Annotated in this window: 3 protein-coding genes; 2 read left to right on the top strand and 1 reads right to left on the bottom strand. The window is 67.8% G+C overall.

Translation table 11 applies throughout. The annotated features are described in order from the left end of the window. The first annotated feature begins 244 nt into the window (after nucleotides 1-244). On the top strand, nucleotides 245-1,327 hold the full coding sequence (locus tag Q8M88_RS01760; protein ID WP_305594470.1) for a 3-deoxy-7-phosphoheptulonate synthase: 1,083 nt from the start codon (nucleotides 245-247) through the stop codon (nucleotides 1,325-1,327). Between the two features lie 60 nt (nucleotides 1,328-1,387). Continuing rightward, nucleotides 1,388-2,278 (top strand): pirin family protein, encoded by an 891-nt coding sequence (locus tag Q8M88_RS01755; protein ID WP_305594468.1) that lies wholly within the window; start codon nucleotides 1,388-1,390, stop codon nucleotides 2,276-2,278. A 198-nt stretch (nucleotides 2,279-2,476) separates the two neighbouring features. Here the strand turns inward: Q8M88_RS01755 and pgsA are convergent, their stop codons facing one another. Next, nucleotides 2,477-3,097, bottom strand: coding sequence for a CDP-diacylglycerol--glycerol-3-phosphate 3-phosphatidyltransferase (gene pgsA, locus Q8M88_RS01750; protein ID WP_305594466.1), 621 nt, complete (start codon nucleotides 3,095-3,097; stop codon nucleotides 2,477-2,479). Nucleotides 3,098-3,371 lie beyond the last annotated feature (274 nt).

The raw sequence follows: 3,371 nt of genomic DNA, 5'->3' as shown, positions 1-3,371 counted from the left end.
GTCAGCGACACCCGCGAAGCCACGCCATCGCAGCGTGACTTTTCGGCTCCTCGCGGTTAAGATCGCCTCATCATGATCCACCCAGCCGCGACCTATTCGTTTTGGTTTAGCTATCCGACGCCTCTGGCGGCGGACGGGTTCGGCATGACATGACGCGCAAGTCATAGAAACCACCCCATCAGCCGCCAGCGCACCTGGCGGCTTTTTTGTGCCGCCGATGCGCTGATCCAAGGACCAGCGAGACATGCCCGGCGCCACAGACGATCTGAGAATCCTCGATATCAAGACCCTCAGCCCGCCCGAACAGGTGCTGGCCGAGTTCCCGGTCGACGCCCGCGCGGGTCGCACCGTCGCGGACGGCCGCGCCGCTGCTCAGGCCATCCTGCATGGCCGCGACGACCGGCTGCTGGTGGTGATCGGCCCCTGCTCGATCCACGATCCGGCGGCCGCCCTCGAGTACGCCGAACGACTGGCCCAGGTGCGTCAGCGGCTCAGCGGCTCGCTCGAGATCGTCATGCGGGTCTATTTCGAGAAGCCGCGCACGACGGTGGGCTGGAAAGGGTTGATCAACGATCCGCGTCTCGATGGCAGCTTCCAGATCGACGAGGGACTGCGCGCCGCGCGCACGCTGTTGCTGCGCGTCGCCGAGTTGGGCCTGCCGGCGGGCTGCGAGTTCCTCGACGTGATCACCCCGCAGTACATCACCGACCTGGTGAGCTGGGGCGCGATCGGCGCACGAACCACGGAGAGCCAGATCCATCGCGAGATGGCCTCGGGCCTGTCCTGCCCCGTGGGCTTCAAGAACGGCACCTCAGGCGACGTGCAGATCGCCATCGACGCCGTGAAGGCGGCCAGCCAGCCGCACCATTTCCTGGCGGTGACCAAGGACGGCCGCTCGGCGATCGCCTCCACGGCGGGCAACGCCGACGCCCACGTGGTCCTGCGAGGCGGGCGCATGCCCAACTACGACACCGCCAGCGTCGCGGTCGCCTGCGCGCAGATGGCGGCGGCGGGCCTCGCCCAGCGGGTGATGATCGACGCCAGCCATGCCAACAGCGGCAAGAATCCGGACAACCAGCCGGGCGTCGTCGACGCCGTCGCCCGTCAGATCGAGGCCGGCGAACGGCGCGTGTTCGGGCTGATGGTCGAGAGCAACCTGCTGGGCGGGCGCCAGGAACTGGTCGCCGACGCGCCGCTGGTCTACGGGCGCAGCATCACCGACGGCTGTATCGACTGGCAGACCTCGGTGTGGGTCATGGAGCGGCTGGCCAACGCCGTGGAGGCCCGCCGCGCCCGCAGCGGCGTCAAGGCGGACGTCCGGGGCTAGCCTGCGCAGCGCGGGCGCCACATGGTGTCCGCCCACCCGCAACCGAGCCAGGAGTCCATCATGATCGAGATGGTCATCGAACAACGCCGTCGCGACCTGGGCGGCTTCGAAGTCGGCCGCGTGCTGCCGTTCGCGCAGCGAAGGATGATCGGGCCGTTCATCTTCTTCGACCACATGGGCCCGGCACGGTTCACCGCCGGCTTCGGTCGCGACGTCGACGTGCGTCCGCATCCGCACATCGGCCTGTCGACGCTGAGCTACCTGTTCGACGGCGCCATGACCCATCGCGACAGCGTCGGCGTCACCCAGGCCATCCGGCCGGGCGAGGTCAATTGGATGACGGCCGGCAAGGGCATCACCCACTCCGAGCGGTTCGAGGAGCTGCGCGCCCATGGCGGGCCGATGGATGGCATCCAGGCGTGGATCGCCCTGCCCAACGAAGCCGAGGAGATCGACCCCGACTTCTCCCACCACGCCGCAGCCGAGTTGCCGGCCCATGAGTCCGACGGCCTGGTCGCGCGGCTGATCGCCGGCGAGGCCTTCGGCGCTCGCTCGCCGGTCAAGACCCATTCGCCAATGTTCTACGTGCACTGGGCGCTGCAACCCGGTGCGAAGGCGCAGCTTGAGGCCCACTATTCGGAGCGCGCGGCTTATGTCGCCCGTGGATCTGTGGAGGTCGACGGCCGCACCTATGGGACCGGCCAGATGCTGGTGTTCGCACCCGGCCAGCCGGTCGTGGTCACTGGCGTCACGCCGGCCATCGTCATGCTGCTGGGCGGAGAACCCGTCGGTGAACGGTTCATCGAATGGAACGTCGTCGCCTCCTCGCGCGAACGCATCGAGCAGGCCAAGGCCGACTGGCGCGCCGGCCGCATGAAGCTGCCCGACGCCGACCACGATGAGTTCATCCCGCTGCCTGAACCCACGCCGCCCGCCAACCCGATGTCGTGACCTGCCCTGCACGCCCGGGTTTCGGCTTGCTAGATTTCATGTTGCAAGTCATTCTCATATGCATGACAGGCATGGAGCGCGTCATGATCATGCGAGCGGCGGGTGAATCGATGCTGGTGCGGCTGATGCAGCTCGAGCGCGACGAACGGTCCGACAGCCGGCGGCCCAAGCCAAGGGTAGTCGGCTTCCGGGCGCCGACTAGCCCTTCAGCGCCTTGCGGGTCTGTTCCCAGTACTGGGCGCCGGTTATCAGGGTGACCACCGCCGCCAGCCAGAACAGGGTGTGGGCGAAGATCGACACCGGCTCCAGCAGTCCGCCCTCGTAAGGCAGACCGAACGCTCCCCACGAGGCCACGAACAGCTCGAACGCCAGCGCTGTAAGTTGCAGGGTTGTCTTCCACTTCGCCAGCAGGGTGACCGGCAACTTGATCCCCTTGCCGGCGCCCACTTCGCGCAGCGCGCTGACGGTGAATTCACGGAACAGGATGAGGCCCGCGGGCAACAGCACCATCGGCTGCGGCCCCAGCGCCATCAGGCCCAGCACCGCGCCGCAGACCAGCACCTTGTCGCCGATCGGATCGAGGATCGCGCCCCACACGGTCTCGGCGTCCAGCTTGCGCGCCAGCCAGCCGTCGAAGAAATCGGTGACCGCGGCGATCACGAACGCCCATACCGCCCAGCGCTGCAGGGCGAACTGCATCTCCGGCGTGAGCCTGCCGTTGAGATAGGGCACGCCCCCGGCGGCCGCCGCCAGCGCCAGGAACATGAACAACGCCAGCACCAGCCGGAGCGAAGTCAGGATGTTGGGAAGGGCTTGCATGCCGAGCCTTTTCGAGAACGCCGCGCAGCCCTGAACGCACGAGCCCACGTTTCGCCCAAGGCATAGCTCGCTACTGGCGCGAAAGGGAGCGCGAAACCTCTAGTCCGCCGCGAACTCGGTGCGGGTGAGGCCGGCGGGCGGGTCGCCGAAGAACACCTCCACGGCGCGGACCTGGCCGTTTGCGAACTCCAGCCGCTCGACGTTGCGGAACACTGCGCCGGCCATGCTCTCGCATTCATAGGCGACCAGCACCACGTCGCCTGCTTGCACCACC

This window comes from Phenylobacterium sp. (genome assembly GCF_030693805.1).
GTDB lineage: Bacteria > Pseudomonadota > Alphaproteobacteria > Caulobacterales > Caulobacteraceae > Phenylobacterium.
The sequence above is the reverse complement of the archived record's forward strand: the minus strand, read 5'-3'. Positions and strand labels throughout refer to the sequence as shown.

What these genes read in the sequence shown, in the direction of transcription:
- Q8M88_RS01760 (WP_305594470.1), top strand. Translation starts at nt 245, where the DNA reads ATGCCCGGCGCCACAGACGATCTGAGAATCCTCGATATCAAGACCCTC.
- Q8M88_RS01755 (WP_305594468.1), top strand. Translation starts at nt 1,388, where the DNA reads ATGATCGAGATGGTCATCGAACAACGCCGTCGCGACCTGGGCGGCTTC.
- pgsA (WP_305594466.1), bottom strand. Translation starts at nt 3,097, where the DNA reads ATGCAAGCCCTTCCCAACATCCTGACTTCGCTCCGGCTGGTGCTGGCG.